Source organism: Mesorhizobium sp. KACC 23794 (assembly GCF_052180275.1).
In the GTDB taxonomy this organism is placed as follows: domain Bacteria; phylum Pseudomonadota; class Alphaproteobacteria; order Rhizobiales; family Rhizobiaceae; genus Kumtagia.
This window is the reverse complement of sequence record NZ_CP197465.1, coordinates 1,330,379-1,350,498: the sequence shown is the minus strand read 5'-3', so window position 1 is coordinate 1,350,498 and position 20,120 is coordinate 1,330,379. Positions and strand designations below refer to the sequence as shown.

The following is a 20,120-nucleotide window of genomic DNA, read 5'->3' as shown; positions in this document are numbered from 1 at the left end:
CCCTTCTGGTTGGCTTCTGGTGGTCAATTCGCGACCGCATGGGCTTGAGCGGTCGCCATCTTCAGCGGAGCAAGCAGCGGCTTGTCCGGGTCGATGTGCGGTACGGCGGCGATGAGGGCAGCCGTGTAGGGATGTTGAGGCCGGGAGAATACTTCCTCCGACCGGCCTTCCTCGACGATCACACCGCGATGCATCACCACGACACGCTGGCAGAGATTGCGAACGATCGCTAGGTCGTGGGCGATGAACATCAGCGTGAGCGACATGCGCTCCGCCAACTCACGGAACAGCTCGACGATCTGCGCTTGGATCGTCACGTCCAGCGCGGCCACGCATTCATCCGCGATGATCAGCTTCGGGTCGACGGCAAGCGCCCGCGCGATGCCTGCGCGCTGGCACTGGCCGCCGCTCATCGAGCGCGGCTTGCGATCGAGGAACTCGCGCCCCAGTCCGACCAGGTCGAGCAATTCGCCGCATCGTGCAGGGATGCGCGCGGGTTCGATCTTCCCTTGCACGCGCAGGACCTCGGCCAGCATCCGGCCGACCGTCTGCCGAGGATTCAAGGCGTTCAACGGGTCCTGGAAGACCATCGCCGTTTCGCGCCGCAGCGTCGCCAGTGCAGTGCGGCCCGAAGCGATGTCGGCGCCATCGAAGCGGATCGTGCCGGACGAGGCAGGCGTCAACCCGAGGATGGCGCGCGCCAGTGTGCTCTTGCCGCTGCCGGACTCGCCCACGATGCCGACGGTCTCGCCAGGCATGACGCGCAGGGTCACGCCGTCGACGGCGTTCACTGCACTCCGCCGGAACAATCCTCCGCCGGCGAAACGCACATGCAGCTTCTCGATGTCGACCATAGGCACCGCGCCCGGCGGCTGGCGTTTCTCGGGTTGCGGCGTCGCGTCTTCCTCCGACAAAGAAGGATGGCTGGCGATCAGCGAACGCGTGTAGGCATGGCTTGGTGCGGCGAGAAGACCCCGCTTGCCTCCAACCTCCAGCACGCGGCCGTGCCGCATCACCGCTATGCGGTCGCAGACCTGAGCGACGATGCCGAGATCATGCGTGATCAGGATCACCGAGAGCCCGCGTTTTGCGCGGATGTCCATCAACAGCCGCAGGATCTGCGCCTGGATCGTCACGTCCAGCGCCGTCGTGGGCTCGTCGGCAATCAGGATCTTAGGATTACAGGACAGCGCCGATGCGATCATGGCACGCTGGCGCATGCCGCCGGAAAACTCGTGCGGATAGTTGTCGTACTGGCGGGCAGGATCCGGGAATCCGACTTGGGCCAGCACTTCGGTCGCCGCCTCGCGCGCCGCCCTGGCGTCGAGGCCTTGGTGGAAACGGATGCCTTCGGCGATCTGGTCACCGACCTTCATGACCGGGTCGAGATGGCTGGTCGGGTTCTGGAAGATCATGCCGATCTCGCCGCCACGCACAGCCAGCATCTCGGCGTCCGACGCCGTCGTGAGGTCGCGCCCCGCGAGCGTGACCGAGCCGCCACTGATCCTGAGACGGCTGGAGGGCAGCAAACGGACCAGTGAACGGCAAAGCAGGCTCTTGCCCGAACCGCTCTCGCCGACCAGCCCGAGCACCTCGCCTTGCACGAGATCGAGCGAGACGGCATCGAGCAGAGTGCGCGGGCCGTCATCGCCGTCGTGGACGACGGTCAACTCGTTGACCTTGAGCAACGGGACGCTCACTCGTGGACTCCGGAGAGATCGGCCAGTCCGTCGCCGACCATGCTGAAGGCAAAGGCGAGCATCACGATCGACAGGCCGGGAAACAGCGTGATCCACCAGGCGGTGGTGACGAAGGGCTGGCCTTCCGCGACCATGACGCCCCATTCCGCGATCGGCGGTTGCACGCCAAGCCCGAGATAACTGATCGCGGCGCCGCTCAAAAGCACCAGCACGGCATCGGACATGGCGAAGACGACGGAGCCGGCAATGGCGTTGGGCAGCAGGTGCCGGAACATGATGCGCGTGCGGCTGAAGCCGAGGCTGACAGCGGCAATGGCGTAGTCCTGGTTCTTGAGCACAAGCATCTGGGCGCGGATCAGCCGTGCGTAGGAAACCCAGCCGACCAGCGCCATGGCGATGTAGAAGCTGCCGAGGCCAGGCCCCAGGATCGCGATGATCGACAGCATCAGCACCAGGAAGGGGAAAGCCAGGATGATGTCGACCAGCCGCATGAAGATGGCGTCGACGATGCCGCCGAAGAAGCCGGCGATCGTGCCCAGCGTGGTGCCGATGATGAAGGGGAAGAGCACGCCGATGACGGCGATCTGCAGGTCGATGCGCGTGCCCCAGATGACGCGCGAGAGGATATCGCGGCCGAAATTGTCGGTGCCGAACGGATGCAGCCACGACGGCCCTTGCAGCCGCGCCGCCGCATCCTGGGCAATCGGATCGTAGGGAGCGATCCCCGGCGCACCCAGCGCCAGGATGACAAACGCGACGAACAGGAACACGCCAATAGCGAGGGTGCCGCGGCGGCGGAAGGGACCGCGTCTGCCGCCGAGGGGAGTCGCCACGACCAAAGGTTCGCTCACAGTTTCACCCTCGGGTCGAGCGCCACTGTGACGATGTCTGCCAGGAAGTTGATGAGCACCGTGGCGCAGGCGAACACCATCGCCACGCCCTGTACGACCATGTAGTCGCGCGAGAAGATGGCACGCACCAGCAGCTGTCCCATCCCGGGCAGCGCGAACACGGTTTCCACCACCACGGTGCCGCCGATCAGCCAGCCGATGTTGACGGCGAGCAGATTGACAGTCGGAACCATCGAATTTGGCAGCACATGGCGCCAGAACACGATGCCCTCCGGCATGCCGCGCGCCCGCGCGGCGGTGGCGACATCGGATCTCAACCCCTCGACCATTGCAGCGCGCAGGCTGCGCGCCAGCACCGTCGACAGCGACAGCGAGATCGTGAGGCTGGGCAGGAAGAGATGCGTGAGCTTCTCGGGCAGCGTGTTGCCGTAGCCGGACACCGGGAAGATATCGAGCTTCACGCTGAACAGGATGATGAGCATCAACCCCAGCCAGAAGGGCGGAAAGCCTATGCCGAAGGTGGAGACGATGCGGATCGCTTGGTCGGCCAGTTTGCCCTGGTTGCGGGCGGCAATGGCGGCAACCGGCACGGCGATCAGTACGGACAGGACTACGCTGCAGAGGACCAGCATCAGCGTGGGCTCGATGCGGGTGAGGATGAGTTTCAGGACGTCGATCTTGTAGAGGATCGAACGTCCCATCTCCCCGTTCGAGAGGTTGCGCAGGAAATAGAGGTATTGGACGAGAAACGGTTCATCGAGGCCGTACTGCTCACGGATGCGGGCGATCGCGTCTGGCGTTGCCCGGGTGCCCAGCAGGACACGGGCGGGATCGCCGGGGATCAGCCGGACCAGGACGAAAGTGATGATGCTGACGCCGAACAGCACCGGCAGGAACTGCAGCGGTCGGTATAGAACGAACTTATAACGATGCATGGCCGTGACGGATAACTCCGTCCGCTTTCTGAAGCGTGGGTCGAACCTGCATCAATCCGCCCTGTTGCGCTCAAGGAAGCCGGACAGGATCGGATAATACACAGTCGGGTTCTCGTAGAAAGGCATATGGCTGGCGTTTGGGATGATGTGCAATTCCGCCTGCGGCAGCCCGAGCTTCATGCGCAGCCCACAGGCCGGCGTCAGTTCGTCATGCTCTCCATGCGTGATCAGCACCGGGACCTTGATCCTGGGCAGGTCCGGCACGCGGTTCCAGTCCTTGAGATTGCCGATGTAAAGGAACTCGTTCGGGCCTTGCATGGTCGCGTACGGACCCATGTTCCAATCGTCGAGCGAGCGGCGTACGGGGGCCGGCCACTGCGGCAGCCGGCAGACATGGCGGTAGTTGAGGATCGTCACCGCCGCCAGATACTCGGGATGATCGTAGGTGCCCTGCGCCTCGTGCCTTTGCATCATCGACACCGTCTCGGGGCCGAGCGAAGCGCGAAGCCGCTCCAGCTCCAGGACCAGATGCGGCATGTCGGCCACAGTGTCCTCGAGGATCAGCGTCCGCAGATTCTCCTGGTAGGTCAGCGCGTAGTCGATCGCCAGCCAGCCTCCCCAGGAGTGGCCGAGCATGTGCACCTTGCCGAGACCGAGCGCCTTGCGCACGGTCTCGGTTTCCTCGACGTAGCGGCCGATCGTCCACAGCGAGGCGTCGGTAGGCCGGTCGGATGCGCCCGTGCCGAGTTGGTCGAACGCCACGACGCGATAACCTTGGTCGATCAGGCAGGAATGCGCCTCGCGCAGATAGTCGCAGGGCAGGCCGGGGCCGCCGTTCAGGCAGAACACGGTCTCGCTACCGGAGCCGAAGCTGTAGGCCACGACCTTGAAGCCGTCGACATCAACCTCGATGCGGTCGTCGGCCGCGATCTCACGCCACATCATGGTCCCCACATGCACAGCTTTTAGGCACGGCCTATATTGTTAGCAAAATGTCTCGCGTGCGTTAGCTATAAGAAGTGATAGGGTGTCTTCGGGAGGACGCTGCGGACAGGTGTCATGCTCGACGAAGTCACTGCAATCAGGCGCCGGTTTGACGGGCGCCACTCGCTCGAAGAGTGCATAGACGAGGCGTTCGGGGCGGCCGGCCGCCTCGGCTACGACGCCCTGATCTACGACTACACGCCGGTTCCCTACGATCTCGACGGCTCCATCATGATCCCGTCGTTGCTGAAGTTGCGCAACATCGCCGACGACATGCACGATTACTGGTGCGACCGCGGCTATTTTCGCATCGACCCGGTTCAGATGGTCGCGGCGCGCAGCTCGACGCCTTTCGCGTGGAACTATGACAAGGGGATGGACACCGAGATCGGCGCGCTCCTGAACGAGGCCACCGAGCCGGTCGCGCGGTATCTGCGCGACCGCGATCTCGCCAATGGCGTGACGATCCCCATCCATATGCCGCGCGGCGGCTATGCCACCGTCACCGGCATCCGTCCCGGCTCGAGCGACGGCGATCACCGCGATGCCGCGACCATTGCACGCTTCAGCCTTCTCGCGCATGTCTTCCACGACGCCGCCTACGCCCATTACGACCGCTCGGCACTCAGCCCGCGCCTGCCGGCCCTGACCGAGCGCGAGCGCCAATGCCTGCGCTATTCCGCGCACGGCCTCTCGGCCAAGGAGATATCCCGCATCATCGAGCGGTCGGTGCCGACGGTGGTCATGCACCTGACGGCCGCCGCGCGGAAGCTGGGCGCCAGGAACCGCACGCAGGCCGTCGTGCGCGCCGCGCATTTCCGCCTGCTCGACGACTGACGGAGCAGCGGAGCGCGCCCGTGCCTCGACGCCCAGATCGGCAGCGCAGAAGCCTGCAACCACCTATTACTTCTCATAGCTGCCACGCATCCCGAACTGCTTTTAAGATGCCGCGGGCAGCGAGGAGAAAGAGCTTGACCGAGACGACAGAAGGCCATGTCGCGTTTCGCGACTACCGCACCTGGTACCGCATCACCGGCAGGCTGGAGTCTGCGAAATTGCCCCTGGTCGTCGCGCATGGCGGGCCAGGCTGCACGCACGACTATGTCGATGCCTTCAAGGATATCGCCGCGCTCGATGGACGGGCCGTGATCCACTACGATCAACTCGGCAACGGCAATTCCACCCGGCTGCCGGACAAGGGCCCGGACTTCTGGACCGTCGACCTGTTCCTCGATGAACTCGACACGCTGCTGCGGGCATTGGGGATCGACAAGCGATATGCCTTCCTGGGCCAGTCCTGGGGCGGCATGCTCGGCGCCGAGCATGCGGTGCGCCGGCCTCCCGGGCTCAAGGCGCTGGTGATCGCCAACTCGCCGGCCAACATGCACACGTGGGTGACGGAGGCCAACCGGCTTCGCCGCGAATTACCCCAGGACGTGCAGGATACGTTGGCACGGCACGAGGCTGCCGGCACGATCACCGATCCTGCATATGTGACGGCCTCGCGCGTTTTCTATGACCGGCACGTCTGCCGCGTCGTGCCTTGGCCGCCGGAAGTAGCCCGCACCTTCGCCATCATGGACGAGGACAACACGGTCTACCGCAACATGAATGGTCCGACCGAATTCCACGTGATCGGCACGATGAAGGACTGGACCATAGAGGACCGGCTACCCGACATCGCCGTGCCGACGCTGCTGATCTCCGGCCGCCACGACGAGGCCACGCCGGTGGTGGTGCAACCCTATGTCGAGCGCGTTCCGGGCATTCGATGGGCGCTGTTCGAGCATTCGAGCCACATGCCGCATGTCGAGGAACGGGAACTCTGCATGCGCACTGTCTCGGACTTCCTGAAGACGCGGGACTGAGCACGTCCCCGAAAATCGGGCAGTGACGGAAGCTACGAACTGACGTCTGCTGATCTCCCAGGACGAGGAGATCACAGAACATGAAGAAGCGCAGGAACCATGACGCTGGCTTCAAGGCTCGCGTTGCGCTGGAGGCCGTGAAGGGCGAGCGCACCGTATCGGAGTTGGCCGCGGAATATGGCGTGCATCCGACGATGATCCACCAATGGAAGAAGGCGCTGCTTGACGGGGCGGCGGACATCTTCGAGTGGGGCGGCAAGAAGACCGCTGAGTCGACGAGGACACTGTCCGGGCGCTGCATGCGAAGATCGGAGAACTGGCCGTCGCCAACGATGCTCCGCAGGGTCACTTGCCCCTGCTTCGATGTCACGAAAGCTCAAGCCCTGGGGCGGGAAATGAGACGCGGGATGATCGAGCGGAACCATCCCGTGCTGTCGGTGGGCGCGCAGTGCCGCCTGCTGTCGATCTCGCGGTCCTCGTTTTATTACGAGCCGCAGGGCGAGTCCGAAACGAACCTCGCCCTCATGTTGCTGATCGACAAGCAGTTCCTGGAGACCCCATTCTACGGCGTCCAGCAGATGACCTGGCACCTGCGCAACGAGGGTCATGCCGTGAACGTCAAGCGCGTCCGGCGGCTGATGCGGCTCATGCGCCTGATGCCGATCTTCCAGAAGCCGGACACCAGCAGGCCCGCGAAGGGGCACAAGACCTATCCCTATCTGCTGGGCGGGCTGCGGATCGAGCGGCCGAACCAGGTCTGGTGCGCCGACATCACCTACCTGCCGATGCGCAGGGGATTCCTCTATCTGGTCGCGATCATGGACTGGTTCACCTGCAAGGTGCTGGCCTGGCGCATCTCGAACACGCTGGAGACCGACTTCTGCGTCGAGGCGCTGAACGAGGCAATCCACCGCTTCGGCCCGCCCGAGATCATGAATACGGATCAAGGCTCGCAGTTCACGTCCTTCGCTTGGACCGACCGGCTGAAGCGGGTCGGAACCCGGATCTCTATGGACGGCAAGGGACGCTGCCTCGACAACATCTTCATCGAGCGCCTGTGGCGCGCGATGAAGTATGAATGCGTCTACTTGCACGCCTGGGAGACCGGCTCGCAGGCCAAGGCGGGTATCGGTCGTTGGATCACCTTCTGCAACCACCAGCGGCCTCACGCCGCCCATGGCGGACAGCCGCCCGCCGTGGTCTACTTCGACAGCATCGAAACCGATCAGCAGGCCCGGAGAGTAGCTTAAACCACCCGGAAACCTGCGCAAGGATCGGGGAGTAGCTCATATTGGGTCATGAGAGCGTCGACACCACGTTTCGCAATTACGGCCAGGTAAACCCTGAACGGCAGGCGGAAATCATGAAAAAGCTGGGCAAAAAACCCGGCCCATAAGCGGCAGCTTGATGACTTCCTCATCGATGCTGCGGGGCTTGGCTTAGAGTCTGTTATGAAGCTGCGGCAAGAGCCGCGACCTGGTTGATCATGAGACAAGCGAAAGCGACGACATGTAGTCCTGCGAGAGTGTGGGGATATCGTTCGTAATCTTTGACGAGCCTGCGGAATTTCGTGGCCCATGCGAAGGATCGCTCGACGACCCAGCGTCGTGGCAGGAGAACGAACCCTCGCTTTGCCTCGGGCAGTTTGACGACTTCAAGGGTGATGCCGTGCCGTTTGGCGGCCTGCGCGGCGCGTTCGCCGGTATAGCCCTGGTCGACCCAGGCGATCTGAACGCTGTCGCCGGTGACGGCCTGGACCGTCCTGGCGAGGGTTTCGACCTCGCCGCGATCCTCCGCGCTTGCCGGCGTGACGTGGAGTGCGAGCAGATGGCCGAGCGTGTCGACTGCCATGTGGAGCTTGGAGCCCTTCTTGCGCTTGGCCCCATCATCGCCGGCGCGCGCGCCGCTCTCGGGCGTGGATCGCAAGGTCCGGCTGTCGATGATTGCCGCACTCGGCTCGGCCGAGCGCCCCGCCGCAAGCCGCAATAGCGCGCGCAGATCGTCAACAAGCGCCTCGAAGCATCCCGCTGCCAGCCAGCGCTGCGTCTGCTGATACACTGCCGCCCAGGGCGGCAGATCATTCGGCATCCATCGCCACGGCGCGCCGGTCTTCACGATATAACGCAATCCATTGAACACCTCGCGAAGGCTGTGCTCACGCTGGCCAGCATCTTCCCGCTGCAGCGTCAGATACGGCGCAACCAGCGACCATTCTTCATCAGACACATCGGATGGATACGGCTTGCGGCAAGTGCTCATGCACAACCGTTTGAATCTTATCCATTCTTATGTCCATAACAAACTCTAGCCCAGGATCATGATCAAGGTGAAATCCCGCACCCGTCCGCTGAGAAGTTTTCGACGTGAACGACTGGCGTCTGCCTCAGTTTCGACGAGGTTCAGCGTTCCGAAGCGCGCGATCGACTTCCGTAAGCAACGTCGCAGCGTAGAAGGGTTTGCGGAAAAGCCTGCAAAGTCCCTGGGCATCGGCCCGCTGTTGATCCAAGGTGTCGTGGCGTGCCGTGATAAATATGACCGGCAGATCCGGGCGCTGGCTCCGCACGCGCTGGCAGAGTTCGAAGCCGTCGATTTCTGGTAATCCGATGTCGGTTATGAGGAAATCAAGCGTCTGCAGTTTGCCGCTCGGCAAAAGGGACCCGGATGACGGATATGGCTGGACGGTATAGCCGGCTGCTTCCAGCAGTTCTCGCAGCGACTCGAGCACGCGATCGTCGTCGTCCACGACGGCTATTCTCGAGGCCGCGGGCGTTATCATGTCGAGCCGATCCGGCATGCGGCCATGTTGTGGTCTTGCCTTGGCAATCTACCGTCGCCCTCGGGATAAGGAGGGTGCGCGCCCCCATCAGCTAACACGGACGCCCAGTGAACCCCTTTCATGAAGGTAACGTTCCTGCCCGCGTCACTTCACATGTGGGGCAGTATACCAAGGGACCGCACCGCCGATATAATGGAAACACGTTATACGGCGCAGACGCCATGCACACCGTAGCGGTGTGGGGTAAGTGGGACTTGTCATGAGGGATTTCCAATCCTTGCACGGGTCTCCGCAGGCGGCCGGTCCGAACCATCGTTCGAATAGCCCGCGCCCATCTCGACCTTCCCTTTGAAGACGAAATACACAACCAGTGTGTACACCAGGGTGATCGGCAGGACGACGACGCCGGCGCCCCAAAACAAGAAGGCCTGGCTTGAACGCGGGGCCGCCGCGTCGGCGATCGTGATCGTGATCGTGAATGGCACCATGTAAGGATAGAACGAGACGGCCAGTGTGCCGAAAGCCGCCAAGAAAATGAGAAGTCCGCAGACGAACGGCGTACGTTCCTGGCGACGGCCGACAGCGCGGAACATCGCACAGGTGGCAACCAGACCGATAAGCGGGAACGCCGCAAGTGTCGGCCGTTCCAGCCAGCGCTCCATGACCCGCAACTGCAGGCCGAGGGCGGCCACGAATGCCACCGCCAGGAAGGCAAGCACCCCGACGAGAAGCTTGGGAAGAATTCTGAACGCCATTGCCTGGATGTCTGCCTCGGTCTTGCAGACGAGCCAGCCAGCACCCAGCATAGCGTATCCAAGACAGAGGCCCAGCCCGCAAAGAAACGCAAAGGGCGATACCCAGCCGAAAGCACCTCCAGCGTAGTATCCGTTGGTGATCGGCAGGCCGGCGACGAGCGCTCCAACCGTCATCCCCTGGACGAAGGTCGCCACAAAGGAGCCGAGGATGAAGCATGCGTCCCAGAAGCGTTTTCGGCGAATGCTCTTTTGGCGGAATTCGAAGGACACGCCGCGCAGGATAAGGCCAGCCAGCATGATGTAGAGAGGCAGGTAGAAGGCCGACAGCAGGGTTGCATAGACCAGCGGGAAGACACCGAACAGGATGGACGCCGTGACGACCAGCCAGGTCTCGTTCCCGTCCCACACTGGGGCGATCGCGGACAGCATCTGACGCCGACGGTGTTCGTCCGGCGCGGCGGCCATGAGCATACCCACCCCGAGATCGAAGCCATCGAGCACCACATAGAGCAGAAGCGCGATCGCCAGTGCAGCGGTCCAGAACTCGATCATGATCTGCCCTCGCCGGCCGCAAGCGCTTCTGTGCCGCGGTCACTGTCGCCCGCCATCGACAGTGGCCTCTTGAGGTTCGTGCCTTCACTCCCCTCGGACTCGGGGGCGGCCGGCCCTCGCCGAAGCAGGCGGTAGATGTAGACGACACCTGCGCTGAAAATGACGGTGTATACGACGCAGAACAGGATCAGCGTCGCGGCCACCTGGCCGGGCGACAGGAACGGAGTGGCAGCATCCGCTGTCCGCAACTGGCCATATACTGTCCACGGCTGCCGGCCGACCTCCGCAGTGTACCAGCCCGTGAGCGTCGTAACGAATCCAAGCGGGAAGGAGAGGAAGGTTGCCCACAGCAGCCAGCGCTGGTGCTCGAGACGCTGGCGGCCGATCTGGATGCAGCCGTACCATGCCAACGCGAGCATCAGCAGGCCGCATCCGACCATGACGCGGAATGCGAAGAACGGGACCAGCACGGGGGGACGGTCGGCGACAGGAAAGTTCTTCAACCCGACTTCCCTAGACGTGAGGCTGTTGGAGGCGATCAGGCTGCCAAGATATGGAATGCTGATCGCATAGTCGTTCGATTCCGTCTTTTCGTTGGGCCATGCGATCAGCACCTCGGACGCCGGCTGCTCGTCTTCCCAGCGCGCCTCGATCGCGGCGAACTTGGCGGGCTGCTTGTCATGAACATAGTCGCCGACGAGATGGCCCACGATCAGTTGCGCCGGGACCAGCACAGCGGCTAGGCCGAGCGACATGCGGAGCATGATACGCGCTTCTGCCTTGAACCGTCCGCGCAGCAGATGCCATGCCCCCGTCGCAGCGATACAAAAGGCGGAAGTGACGTATGCGGCCATAAGCATGTGCGGGAACCGCACCCAGACGACGGAACTGAATATGATCGCGTTCCAGTCTGTCGGCTCGAATACGCCCGACGGCAACATCCTGTAGCCCACCGGCCACTGCATCCAGCTGTTGTTCACCATGATCCAGAACGCGGACATGGTTGTCCCCAGCGCTACCATCAGGCAGGCGAATAGATAGGCCCAGCGCGGCACGCGGTTGCGCCCGAACATCATCACGCCAAAGAAGCTGGCTTCGAGGGCGAAGGCGGTGAAGCTTTCATAGCCGAGAAGAGGCCCCTGGATCGCGCCCGTGCGGCGCGAGAGCTCGCTCCAGTTCGTTCCGAACTGGAACGCCAGCACGATCCCCGAGACCACGCCTAGGCCGAAGGCCACCGCAAATATCGTGCGCCAGAAATCCGAAAGGCTCCGGTATACCGGTTTGCCCGTTGCCATCCACATCGCCTCCAAGAGGCACAGCCAAGCTGCGAGTCCGACCGTGAAGGCCGGGAAGATGATGTGGAACGACACCGTCATTGCGAACTGGATGCGGGACAGCATGAGTGCCGTAACGTCCATAATCCGATCCTCGTACTCGCTGCTGTGGCGGATCTCGCCCTTCCGGCGGCTCCAGGCCGCCACTTTCAAGTCGTCCTATCGACGTCCGGCATAATGGCCGCCATTTCCATTGCCTGGCTCGCCGGGACCTCCTGGATTCCGATGACGATCTGATCGTCCGGTGCGCCCGTCGCGCTCTGGAGCAGATCCCAGAGCCGCGCGAGCATCCTGCGCTTGTAGTCGTCGGACCTGCCGGTCCGGATGACGAGCGTCAGCGCGGCCGCTGCCGCCGCTTCACCCGGTGAATCCGTTGCCTTGCGGGTAATCCTGAAAGACGATGTGAACCCAGTTCTTTGGAAGGGCGGCGTATTCAGAATGGAACGCAGTCAGGTCGGCCGCCAGTTCGCGCTTGGCTTCCGGGGTAAGCACGCCGGTCTGTGTGGTGATCGTGTAGAGTGGCATCGACTGGGCTCCATCCACCGCCTAGAGACGAATGTTCTCTTCGGCGAGGTGGATCAGTTCGCGGCCCCGGCCGTCGAGAACGGCCCTGAGCATGAACATTCCGAATTTCTGCGCTTCGTCGAACGTCTTGACTGGCGGCATTACGAGTTCCTGGCGAGCGCTTACTACATCGAGAAGTGCGGGTCCTTCGTGGGCGAGAACGTCGCGGATGCCGGCTTCCAGGTCCTGTGGCCGTTCCACGCGGACACCCTTGATGCCCATGGCCTGAGCCATCGCCGCGAAGTTCGGGTTGGCGAGATCGCAGCCGGCATCGAGGAACCCCGACGCCTTCATCTCCAGCTCGACGAATCCGAGCGTGCCGTTGTTCAACACGACGATCTTGACCGGCAGTTTGTGCTGAATGAGCGTCACGAACTCGCCCATCATCATGGTGAAGCCACCGTCACCCGACATTGAGATGACCTGCCGGTTTGGGAACGATGCCTTTGCCCCGATGGCATGCAGCATCGCGTTTGCCATGGAGCCATGGTTGAACGAGCCGATCAGCCGCCGGCGTCCGTTCATCCTGAGATACCGCGCAGCCCAGGCAACCGGGGTGCCAACGTCGCAGGTGAAGACGGCATCGTCGTCGGCCAGGTCGCTGACGAGCCTGTTCAGGTGCTGGGGGTGAATGACTCCTCCACCCGTACCGCCTTCGGAGAGGCTGTCGAGCTTCGCGCGGGCCTTTCGGTAGTCCGAGAGAGCCTCGTTCAGATGGAGTTTCTCGGACTTCTCCTCCACGAGAGGAAGAAGGTCGTCGAGCGTAGCGGTCACGTCTCCAATAACACCGAGGTCGAGAGCGCAACGATTGCCAAGTGCCTCGGGACGGATGTCGACTTGGGCTATGCGTGCATTCTGCGGAAGGAACTGGCGATAGGGAAAGTCGGTCCCGAGCATCAGCAGCGTGTCGCAGTTCTTCATCGCCCAATATCCGGAGGCAAATCCCAGCAAGCCGGTCATGCCGACATCGAAAGGATTGTCGTATTCGAGGTGCTCCTTACCCCGAAGCGCATGCACGACGGGCGCCTTCAGCTTTTGGGCGAGTGTGACGACCTGGTCGTGCGCTCCGGCGCAGCCGGCTCCGCAGAAGAGGGTTACGCGATCGCCCTCGTTCAGCAGTCGGGCTAGCTTCGTCAGTTCTTCGGGGCCGGGGCGGACGCTCGGACTCGCCGGAACGATCCAGGCGGGCACCTGCGCTGAGATGTGCTGGAGCGCTATGTCGCCGGGCAGCACGACGACCGCGACGCCCTTGCGTGCTACCGCTACGCGCAGTGCGCGGGCGAGCACCTGGGGCAGCTGGTCAGGGCGGCTGACAAGCTCGACGTAGTGGCTGCATTCCCGGAAGAGGCTTTCGGGGTGGGTCGCCTGGAAAAAGTCGATGCCGATCTCGCTGCTCGGAATGTGCGCGGCAATCGCGAGCACGGGGACCCCGCTTCGCTGGGCATCGTAAAGGCCATTGATCAGATGGAGGTTTCCCGGTCCGCAGCTGCCTGCGCAGACTGCCAGTTGGCCTGTGAGATGCGCCTCGGCGCAGGCTGCGAACGCCGCCCCTTCTTCATGGCGCATATGGATCCACTCGATCGTCTTCAGGTGTCGAAGTGCATCGGTGAAACCGTTCAGGGAATCCCCAACCACCCCGTAGATGCGTTTCACGCCGGCCTCGCCGAGCGTTCGTGCCATGTACTCCGCAGCGGTCATGCTCATGATTTGTGTCCCGGCTCTTAGAAAATTTGCGCAGTCGAGGGAGGTCCGTCCGCCGCCGGGCCTGGATAGTTCAAGCGAGATAGTCCCGCAGGATGGGCAGGTCGGTGACCGAATAGGCCATGCTGAACCGGTAACCCTTGCCCACGCGCAGCGGCGCAATCCGGTGCATGTCCTCCCCGGCGACTTCGGGGATCGTGAGTTCGGCGCTGCCGGACCAGACCTGTGTGAACGTCAGATCGTCCATCTTCGACAGGGTGAGCTGGTTGACGGCCGGTTTGTCCCGGAGACCCGCAGTCAGTTGCGGAAAGTAGCGACGGATGACGGTCGGACGGTTGAATACCTTTGTCGGATCCGCAACAGGCTCCTCCAGCTGGATGCGCGCTGTCGCCATGCGTTCGCCATGGGCCGAAACGCTTGCACCGAACCTGCTACCCTTAACGATCGGGGCGGCCGCAGGATTCGGCGCAGCGAAGCTTCGCGTCTGGAAGATGCTGCCAAGCTTCTTGGGATAGCCCTGGATCCAGCCGCGGGCCAATGCGGCATCGTTGTCGACGAAGATATAGGGGCACAGGTTGACCGGCTTGCCGTCGAGACGCGCCTCGACTAGGAGGAAGGCCTCGCGGTATTGATAGCGGGCGGGGTCGGTCAGTTCGTCGTCCGAAGCGGTGAACTGCCAGTCTAGGAACCAGAAAAAGGCCCGGCCCTTAGCTTCGCTGTCCGGTTCCACACCGGGCGGAAGCAGCGCCGAGATAGCAGCTGGGTCGGTCCAGTATTCCACCGCGATGCAGTAACTGGCGTAGTGCCACGGGGGCGCCGGCGTTGCGGCCGACTTCCCTTCGGGCGACTGAGGGACCATGTAGCCTTTGAGCATGTGCAGCGCTCCATCCTAGGGCCGGCCGATCGGACGGCTTTCATGGCGGAAACCTCTCATGCTGCTGACAGCCAGAGCGAGTCAAAGCTCGCAAAGTGAAGTAAATCCCTTTTCCGAAAAGCAATCTCCGTTGAAGCAGAGATACCCGGAGGACGAAATGGCGCTACATGCATTTGCGTCAGCTTGCAGCGATTTACAACTGCTTGCAGCTATGAACTGGCCCTTTCGCTTGGCATATCCACAGTGAGGGCCGGAAGTGACCTCCATGTACAGTCTCCCACGGTGTCTGCTGGAGTAACAGCGATCAAGGTCTTCTATTTGATCTTCTGCCCCAATGGTCGCTTGAGTCGAACCAAGAGGCGACATCCGAAGGGCGGTAACCGCAGGCACTGGACATTGGTCCAATGCTGCCCCCGGTTTTCGAGGCAGGTAATTGGCGGCTGTGTGCAGATGGCTGAAGCAGCAGACAAAATGACCCGCAGGCGCCTCGTATCGGCCCCTGGAAGTATGTGGACGAAATTCGTGCTTACCTGCCTTCTGACCTCAAAGACCCCCAATCAGAGAGGACTCTTAACTCGATGTTATTCCAACTCCAAAACGCGGAGAGGAGCGGCTTGCAGCCCACGAATGGCCATTCAACGTGTGAAAAACAGATGTCACGCGCGTTGACGCGGCACCACTCCCGCGATCGAGTTTATGCGCAAAAGCGCGGGCATTTCCGAAATCCTTCATCGGGCATTTCGACTAAGGTCTGTAGAGGTTCAACAGACAAACTCGTCGCAACGCGTTCGCCTGCAGATTGGGATGCCGGTGCCCGACCCCAATGTCAGAGTAGACGTAACCGACTGGATTCGCCATGACAGATGTATCGCGGGTTGGCCGCGTGCGCCGGCTCATCCTGAAAGTGATCGGCGCCCTGGTGCTGCTCGGTGTCATTGGAACGGGAGGAACGGTCTGGCTCCTACGCCACAACGAGGCACACCCGGCGACAATCACGACGCCGCTTGAATCTTCGCCGGTTCCTGTAGAGATCGCATTGGCCGCGAGCGCGGATGTGCCGATCTATCTCTCGGGCCTCGGCACCGTCCAGGCGTTCAACACGGTGACAATCCGGACCCGGGTCGACGGCCAGTTGCAGAAGGTGCTGTTTACGGAGGGGCAGACGGTCAAAAAGGGGGACCTGCTCGCGGTGATCGACCCCCGACCGTTCCAGGCCGCTCTCGACGAAGCTACCGCCAAGATCGCGCAGGACCAGGCCAACCTGAAGAATGCCCAGCTTATCCTGGACCGCGATGCCAAACTCACTGCCAAGCAGTTCACAACCGTCGAAACCACCGACACCCAGCGCGCCACGGTGGAGCAACTTCAGGGGCTGCTGGCGCAGGACCAGGCCGCGCAAAGCGATGCGGCGACCCAGCTTTCCTATACGCAACTGACATCGCCGATCGACGGACGCACCGGTATTCGGCAGGTCGACGAAGGCAATATCGTGCACGCGACGGACACCACCGGCATTGTCGTCATCACCCAGCTAGAGCCGATCTCGGCGATCTCGACCCTGTCGCAGGACGGTCTTCCCGCCGTGCGAGCAGCGCTCCAGGCCGGTCCCGTGCCGGTCACCGCGTTCACGACAGACGGTGCAACCAATCTCGGAGACGGCACGCTTTCGCTGATCGACAACGAGATCGACCAGTCCGCCGGGACCATCCGGCTGAAGTCGAACTTTCCCAACAAGGATCTTTCGCTCTGGCCCGGCCAGTCCGTTCAAATACGCCTTCTGCAGCGGGTGACCCGCGGCGCCACCACCGTGCCTTCGGCCGCCCTGCAACGCGGGAGTGAAGGCTTTTTCGTCTACGTGGCAGGGGCTGACAACGTCGTAAAGGCAAGGCCGGTCAAGCCGGGGCAGATCGCCGGGGGCCTCGCCGTCGTGGAGGAAGGCCTGACGCCAGGGGAGCGGGTCGTCACGGCCGGACAGTACCGTCTCGACAACGGCGTCCGCATCTCGCCGCAGGACGGCGGTAGCGCTGCAGTCGGCACTTCCGCCGGAGGTTGACGCAATGTCGATTTCATCCTGGTTCATTCGCCACCCGATCGGCACATCGCTGTTGACGGTGGCAATCCTGGTGGTAGGCGCCGCCGCCTATCCGCTGCTGCCGGTGGCGCCGCTGCCGGAGGTGGAGTTTCCGACGATCCAGGTCTCTGCGCAGCTTCCCGGCGCCAGCCCGCAGACCATGGCCTCATCGGTCACGCAGCCGCTGGAGCGGCAGTTCGGACAGATTCCGGGCGTCTCACAGATGACGTCCATCACCACGCTCGGCACCAGTTCCATCACCCTGCAGTTCGATCTCGACCGCGACATCGACGGCGCAGCGCAGGATGTGCAGACCGCTATCAACGCAGCCGCCGGCCAGCTTCCGACCAGCCTCCCCTCCCCGCCTACCTACCGCAAGGTCAACCCGGCCGATCCTCCCATCCTGGTCCTGGCGCTGACCTCCGACGTGTTGCCGCTTACCCAGTTGGACGATTTCGCCGAGAACGTGCTGGCGCAACGCATCAGCCAGGTTCCGGGCGTCTCGCAGGTCGGGATATTCGGACAGCAGAAGCCGGCCATCCGCATACAGGTCGATCCCCGCAAGATCGCCAGCCGCGGACTGTCGCTGGAGGACATCCGCACGATGATCGCGGAGACCACCTCCGACGGGCCGAAGGGAAGCATCCAGGGCGTGGCGCGGACCTATACGATCTATGACGATGACCAGCTTCTGGCCGCTGATCCCTGGAACGACGCCATCATTGCTTACCATGATGGCGCGCCGGTGCGCGTGCGCGACATCGGCAATGCGATCGATGGAGCCGAGAACACACAGCTCGCCGCCTGGGCGAACGGCAAGCCGGCGATCATCCTGCCCGTCTTCAAGCTTCCAGGCGCCAATGTCATCGAGACGGTAGACCGGATCAAGGCGATGCTCCCGCAATTGCAGGCGCTGGCGCCGCGTGCGCTGCACGTCTCGCTGCTCAGCGACCGCACCACGACCATCCGAGCGTCGGTGGCAGACGTGGAGAAAACGCTGCTGCTCACCATCGTGCTGGTGGTCTCCGTGATCTTCGTCTTCCTGCGGAGTTTCTGGGCGACCGCTATTCCGAGCGTCACGGTGCCGCTTGCCCTGATCGGCTCTCTGGCCATGATGTATGCCTGCGGCTTCAGCCTCGACAATCTTTCGCTGATGGGCTTGAGCATTGCGATCGGATTTGTGGTCGACGATGCCATCGTCATGATCGAGAACATCGAACGGCATCTCGAGAGCGGGAAATCGGCAATCCAGGCCGCCATGGACGGTTCGGCCGAGATCGGCTTCACCATTGTCTCGATCAGCCTGTCACTGATAGCGGTGTTCATCCCCTTGCTGTTGCTTGGCGGCATTGTCGGGCGCCTCTTCCGCGAGTTCGCAGTGACGGTGACGATGACCATCGTCATCTCCGCTGCCGTGTCGCTGACGCTGACGCCCATGATGTGCTCACGCTTCCTACGGGCCGAGGGCGGCCGCAAGCACGGCCGCCTGTACATGGCGTCGGAGCTCGCCTTCGACACGCTGCTCAACGGCTATCGCGCGACGCTCGACATCGCGCTGCAGCATCATCGCTTCACGTTCGCGATCTTCCTCGCAACGCTGCTGGCCACCGGTTACGTCTTCGTCAAGATTCCCAAGGGCTTCTTCCCGATCCAGGACACCGGCCTGATCGTCGGCATCTCCGAGGGCGCGCAGGATGTCTCCTTCGCCCAGATGGTGGATCGCCAGCAAGCACTCGGGCGCGTCGTCTCCGCCGATCCGGATGTCGCGACCGTCGGCATGGCTGTCGGCGCGCTGGCTGGCCAGACGCTGAACAACGGACGCCTGTTCATCACCTTGAAGCCCCTGGACCAGAGAACCGCATCCGCCGGGCAGATCATCCACCGGCTGCGCCCAAAACTCGCGCAGGTCGAAGGCGCCGCCCTGTTCCTGCAGCCGGCGCAGGACATCAATGTCGGGGGCCGGCTCTCCCGCACGCAGTTCCAGTATACGCTGCAGGACGGCAACACGGACGAACTCAATGCGTGGGCGCCACAACTGCTTGCCAGGCTAAAGACTTTGCCTGAATTGGCCGACGTCGCAACCGACCAGCAGAACAGCGGAACGACAGTCTCTCTGACCATCAACCGTGATCAGGCCTCGAGATTCGGCATTTCCCCCCAATTGATCGACAATACGCTTTACGACGCGTTCGGCCAGCGCCAGGTGACGCAGTATTTCACCGACCTGAACAGCTACCATGTCATCCTCGAACTGGATCCCAAAGCGCAGAATTCGCCGCTCGTGCTCAACCAGCTCTACCTGACCTCTCCGCTTACCGGCGAGCAGGTTCCGCTGAACCTGCTCGTCAAGCAAACGACCGAGCCGACCGCCGTGCTCGCCGTGAACCATCAAAGCCAGTTTCCGTCGGTTACACTGTCCTTCAATCTCCCGCCCGGCGTGGCGCTCAGCCAGGCCGTCTCGGCCATCCAGCAGGCGCAATCGGCCATGGGCGTGCCGCCGACCCTCATCGGCACGTTCCAGGGCAATGCACAGGCCTTCCAGGAGTCGCTGGCAAGCGAGCCGCTGCTGGTTCTGGCCGCTGTGTTCGTGATCTACGTCATTCTCGGTGTACTTTACGAGAGCTACATCCATCCCGTCACGATCCTGTCCACCTTGCCGTCCGCTGGCCTCGGCGCCCTCGTCATGCTGTGGGGTTTCGGCTTCGACTTCACTGTAATCGCGCTGATCGGGATGATTCTGCTGATCGGCATCGTCAAGAAGAACGGCATCATGATCGTCGACTTCGCGATCTCCGCGGAACGTGACCAGGGACTCGAGCCGAAGGCTGCAATCCGCCAAGCTTGCCTGCTGCGCTTCCGACCTATCATGATGACAACCATGGCCGCGCTGCTTGGCGGTGTGCCCTTGATGCTCGGGCACGGGACCGGGTCGGAGCTGCGACAGCCTCTCGGCTACGCCATCGTTGGGGGGCTGATCGTCAGTCAGGCAATGACGCTTTATACAACTCCGGTCGTTTATCTTTATCTTGACAGGTTCAGCCGGTTGCTGTCCGGACCGTTTCGGCCGACCGGCAACGCCTCCACAGCGGACAATGCGACAAAGGTGTTGATTTCCGCTGAGAACTGACCCGGGTCGCCGAGAAGTGACCGGTCTC

Annotated in this window: 16 protein-coding genes and 2 pseudogenes; 6 read left to right on the top strand and 12 right to left on the bottom strand. The window is 62.7% G+C overall.

What is annotated here, in order from left to right:
- Nucleotides 1–74: 74 nt before the first annotated feature.
- The 4 genes and pseudogenes from ACSBOB_RS06780 to ACSBOB_RS06765 all read right to left on the bottom strand — a co-directional run.
- Nucleotides 75–1,700, bottom strand: a pseudogene (locus ACSBOB_RS06780) (dipeptide ABC transporter ATP-binding protein); the annotation flags it as partial.
- Nucleotides 1,697–2,551: an ABC transporter permease gene (locus ACSBOB_RS06775; RefSeq protein ID WP_442581679.1), complete on the bottom strand. Its 855-nt coding sequence runs from the start codon at nucleotides 2,549–2,551 to the stop codon at nucleotides 1,697–1,699. The pseudogene ACSBOB_RS06780 and the gene ACSBOB_RS06775, both read right to left, overlap by 4 nt.
- Complete coding sequence (locus ACSBOB_RS06770) at nucleotides 2,548–3,486, bottom strand: ABC transporter permease (RefSeq protein WP_442581678.1); 939 nt, start codon at nucleotides 3,484–3,486, stop codon at nucleotides 2,548–2,550. The genes ACSBOB_RS06775 and ACSBOB_RS06770 overlap by 4 nt, the downstream gene beginning before the upstream one ends.
- Before the next feature lie 51 nt (nucleotides 3,487–3,537).
- Complete coding sequence (locus tag ACSBOB_RS06765; RefSeq protein ID WP_442581677.1) at nucleotides 3,538–4,428, bottom strand: proline iminopeptidase-family hydrolase; 891 nt, start codon at nucleotides 4,426–4,428, stop codon at nucleotides 3,538–3,540.
- Between the two features lie 117 nt (nucleotides 4,429–4,545).
- On the opposite strand from ACSBOB_RS06765, the gene ACSBOB_RS06760 reads away from it, so the two are divergent.
- The 4 genes and pseudogenes from ACSBOB_RS06760 to ACSBOB_RS06745 all read left to right on the top strand — a co-directional run bounded on the left by ACSBOB_RS06760 (nucleotide 4,546) and on the right by ACSBOB_RS06745 (nucleotide 7,588).
- Entirely contained in the window at nucleotides 4,546–5,307 is a 762-nt protein-coding gene (locus ACSBOB_RS06760; RefSeq protein ID WP_442581676.1) for a LuxR family transcriptional regulator, read from the top strand.
- Between the two features lie 134 nt (nucleotides 5,308–5,441).
- A complete protein-coding gene (locus ACSBOB_RS06755; protein WP_442581675.1) occupies nucleotides 5,442–6,338 on the top strand; it encodes a proline iminopeptidase-family hydrolase in 897 nt (298 codons plus the stop codon).
- A gap of 80 nt (nucleotides 6,339–6,418) precedes the next feature.
- Nucleotides 6,419–6,508: pseudogene (locus ACSBOB_RS06750) on the top strand (hypothetical protein); the annotation flags it as partial.
- Complete coding sequence (locus ACSBOB_RS06745) at nucleotides 6,503–7,588, top strand: IS3 family transposase (protein WP_442583664.1); 1,086 nt, start codon at nucleotides 6,503–6,505, stop codon at nucleotides 7,586–7,588. The pseudogene ACSBOB_RS06750 and the gene ACSBOB_RS06745, both read left to right, overlap by 6 nt.
- 199 nt (nucleotides 7,589–7,787) lie before the next feature.
- Here the strand turns inward: ACSBOB_RS06745 and ACSBOB_RS06740 are convergent, their stop codons facing one another.
- The 8 genes from ACSBOB_RS06740 to ACSBOB_RS06705 form a co-directional block, all read right to left on the bottom strand.
- Nucleotides 7,788–8,597 (bottom strand): IS5 family transposase, encoded by an 810-nt coding sequence (locus ACSBOB_RS06740; RefSeq protein WP_442581674.1) that lies wholly within the window; start codon nucleotides 8,595–8,597, stop codon nucleotides 7,788–7,790.
- Between the two features lie 124 nt (nucleotides 8,598–8,721).
- Complete coding sequence (locus ACSBOB_RS06735; protein WP_442581673.1) at nucleotides 8,722–9,114, bottom strand: response regulator transcription factor; 393 nt, start codon at nucleotides 9,112–9,114, stop codon at nucleotides 8,722–8,724.
- 257 nt (nucleotides 9,115–9,371) lie between these two features.
- Complete coding sequence (gene cydB, locus ACSBOB_RS06730; RefSeq protein WP_442581672.1) at nucleotides 9,372–10,421, bottom strand: cytochrome d ubiquinol oxidase subunit II; 1,050 nt, start codon at nucleotides 10,419–10,421, stop codon at nucleotides 9,372–9,374.
- Nucleotides 10,418–11,839 carry a cytochrome ubiquinol oxidase subunit I gene (locus ACSBOB_RS06725; protein ID WP_442583663.1) on the bottom strand — a complete coding sequence of 474 codons (1,422 nt, stop codon included), beginning with the start codon at nucleotides 11,837–11,839 and terminating at the stop codon, nucleotides 10,418–10,420. The genes cydB and ACSBOB_RS06725 overlap by 4 nt, the downstream gene beginning before the upstream one ends.
- A 65-nt stretch (nucleotides 11,840–11,904) precedes the next feature.
- Entirely contained in the window at nucleotides 11,905–12,045 is a 141-nt protein-coding gene (locus ACSBOB_RS06720; RefSeq protein WP_442581671.1) for a hypothetical protein, read from the bottom strand.
- A 67-nt stretch (nucleotides 12,046–12,112) separates the two neighbouring features.
- Complete coding sequence (locus ACSBOB_RS06715) at nucleotides 12,113–12,280, bottom strand: tautomerase family protein (protein WP_442581670.1); 168 nt, start codon at nucleotides 12,278–12,280, stop codon at nucleotides 12,113–12,115.
- Between the two features lie 21 nt (nucleotides 12,281–12,301).
- Nucleotides 12,302–14,023 carry a ubiquinone-dependent pyruvate dehydrogenase gene (gene poxB, locus ACSBOB_RS06710; RefSeq protein ID WP_442581669.1) on the bottom strand — a complete coding sequence of 574 codons (1,722 nt, stop codon included), beginning with the start codon at nucleotides 14,021–14,023 and terminating at the stop codon, nucleotides 12,302–12,304.
- 70 nt (nucleotides 14,024–14,093) lie between these two features.
- The gene (locus tag ACSBOB_RS06705; RefSeq protein WP_442581668.1) at nucleotides 14,094–14,894 is read right to left on the bottom strand and encodes an acetoacetate decarboxylase family protein; all 801 of its coding nucleotides are present in this window, start codon (nucleotides 14,892–14,894) and stop codon (nucleotides 14,094–14,096) included.
- Between the two features lie 883 nt (nucleotides 14,895–15,777).
- Between ACSBOB_RS06705 and ACSBOB_RS06700 the strand changes: the two genes are divergently transcribed.
- Nucleotides 15,778–16,947 carry an efflux RND transporter periplasmic adaptor subunit gene (locus tag ACSBOB_RS06700; protein ID WP_442581667.1) on the top strand — a complete coding sequence of 390 codons (1,170 nt, stop codon included), beginning with the start codon at nucleotides 15,778–15,780 and terminating at the stop codon, nucleotides 16,945–16,947.
- Between the two features lie 4 nt (nucleotides 16,948–16,951).
- Complete coding sequence (locus ACSBOB_RS06695) at nucleotides 16,952–20,092, top strand: efflux RND transporter permease subunit (protein WP_442581666.1); 3,141 nt, start codon at nucleotides 16,952–16,954, stop codon at nucleotides 20,090–20,092.
- The last annotated feature ends 28 nt before the right edge of the window (nucleotides 20,093–20,120 follow it).

Excerpts from the sequence above, each read along its gene's own strand:
- poxB (WP_442581669.1), bottom strand. The coding sequence starts at position 14,023 with ATGAGCATGACCGCTGCGGAGTACATGGCACGAACGCTCGGCGAGGCC.
- cydB (WP_442581672.1), bottom strand. The coding sequence starts at position 10,421 with ATGATCGAGTTCTGGACCGCTGCACTGGCGATCGCGCTTCTGCTCTAT.
- ACSBOB_RS06725 (WP_442583663.1), bottom strand. The coding sequence starts at position 11,839 with ATGGACGTTACGGCACTCATGCTGTCCCGCATCCAGTTCGCAATGACG.
- ACSBOB_RS06720 (WP_442581671.1), bottom strand. The coding sequence starts at position 12,045 with ATGCTCGCGCGGCTCTGGGATCTGCTCCAGAGCGCGACGGGCGCACCG.
- ACSBOB_RS06705 (WP_442581668.1), bottom strand. The coding sequence starts at position 14,894 with ATGCTCAAAGGCTACATGGTCCCTCAGTCGCCCGAAGGGAAGTCGGCC.
- ACSBOB_RS06760 (WP_442581676.1), top strand. The coding sequence starts at position 4,546 with ATGCTCGACGAAGTCACTGCAATCAGGCGCCGGTTTGACGGGCGCCAC.
- ACSBOB_RS06735 (WP_442581673.1), bottom strand. The coding sequence starts at position 9,114 with ATGATAACGCCCGCGGCCTCGAGAATAGCCGTCGTGGACGACGACGAT.
- ACSBOB_RS06695 (WP_442581666.1), top strand. The coding sequence starts at position 16,952 with ATGTCGATTTCATCCTGGTTCATTCGCCACCCGATCGGCACATCGCTG.
- ACSBOB_RS06770 (WP_442581678.1), bottom strand. The coding sequence starts at position 3,486 with ATGCATCGTTATAAGTTCGTTCTATACCGACCGCTGCAGTTCCTGCCG.
- ACSBOB_RS06765 (WP_442581677.1), bottom strand. The coding sequence starts at position 4,428 with ATGTGGCGTGAGATCGCGGCCGACGACCGCATCGAGGTTGATGTCGAC.
- ACSBOB_RS06740 (WP_442581674.1), bottom strand. The coding sequence starts at position 8,597 with ATGAGCACTTGCCGCAAGCCGTATCCATCCGATGTGTCTGATGAAGAA.
- ACSBOB_RS06715 (WP_442581670.1), bottom strand. The coding sequence starts at position 12,280 with ATGCCACTCTACACGATCACCACACAGACCGGCGTGCTTACCCCGGAA.